Annotated in this window: 1 protein-coding gene; it reads right to left on the bottom strand. The window is 53.7% G+C overall.

All coding sequences use genetic code 11. The annotated features are described in order from the left end of the window. Positions 1–38 precede the first annotated feature (38 nt). A protein-coding gene (locus J1784_RS00375) for an IS3 family transposase (protein ID WP_217147593.1) occupies positions 39–1246 on the bottom strand; the annotation gives its coding sequence in 2 pieces (ribosomal slippage) (positions 39–925 and positions 925–1246; 1209 coding nt in all). Positions 1247–1337 lie beyond the last annotated feature (91 nt).

Raw genomic sequence — 1337 nt, forward strand, 5'->3', positions numbered from 1 at the left:
TCTGATCTTGCCCCGCTATTTCCAGACAACTTTTGTCTCTACGTTAGTGTTCTCCGTCGGCTCCGGTATTCCCTCGGTGAGAGGTATCCCAGGGCGCTGTGCGGATGGTTTTCATTGTAATGCTTGAACGCTGCCGCCAGGTTTATCAACGCCGTTCTCACATTCGGTTTTGGCATGAAGGTGATGTAGTCACTTTTCATCGTTTTTACGAACCGTTCAGCCATCCCATTGCTCTGCGGACTGCTCACTGCTGTTGTGCACGGCTCCAGATTCAGTTCCCTCGCGAACCAGCGGGTTTCATGCGCTACATAAGCCGAACCGTTGTCCGTCAGCCACTGGATTGATCTTTCCGGTAACTGATTACCGAACCGCTTTTCCACTGCTCCCAGCATCACATCCTGTACCGTACTGCTGTCGTAACCCCCTGTGCTGGCGGCCCAGTCTATGGCTTCTCTGTCGCAGCAGTCCAGCGCGAACGTCACCCGCAGCTTTTCACCGTCATCACAGCCGAACTCGAAGCCATCTGAACACCAGCGAAGATCGCTTTCCGCCACCGCGATTTTACCGTTATGCTCCCGCTGCGGACGTTGGGGTTTGTCGTGCAACAGCAACAGGTTGTTCTCGCTCATCACACGATAAACCCGTTTGGCATTCAGGGGGAGAAGCCCTTCATTGCGCGACTGTTTTCGCAGTATCGCCCACACTCGTCGATAGCCATAACCCGGCATATCGCTGATGATCGCGAGGATACGCGGCAGCAGCTCTGCATCTGCTTCCTCATTACGTCTGTTACAACGCCCGTCCTGCCAGTCGACAGGACGATTGACCCGAAGGGATAACTGCGCACGCGACACGCCTAAAGCCCGGCTGACCTGTGCTATTCCTTGTCCTTTAATAACAAGGGCGCATGCGCTATCCATTTTCGCGACTGACCGTACTCCACCGCTTCTTTCAGGATCTCGTTCTCCATCGTCTTCTTACCCAGAAGACGCTGAAGCTCCCTGATTTGTTTCAGCGCTGCGGAGAGTTCAGAAGCCGGAACGACCTCTTCACCGGCAGCCACTGCGGCGAGGCTGCCTTCCTGGTACTGCTTTTTCCACTTGAACAACAGACTGGGCTGAATGCCATGCAGGCGGGCGACATGGGATACCGACATTCCCGGCTCCATCGACTGCTGAATAATGGCGATCTTTTCCTGAGGCGTTTTACGCCGACGGGCTTCTTGCCCTAACAGTATTCCAGTCATCTCAAAATTAGCGTTAGTGTTAGACATATATCCAAGCCTATCTCTTAAGTTAAGAGACTTCTACTGTCTGGCTTTTCATGGGGCCCACTCA

Source organism: Rahnella ecdela (assembly GCF_019049625.1).
Lineage (GTDB): Bacteria > Pseudomonadota > Gammaproteobacteria > Enterobacterales > Enterobacteriaceae > Rahnella > Rahnella ecdela.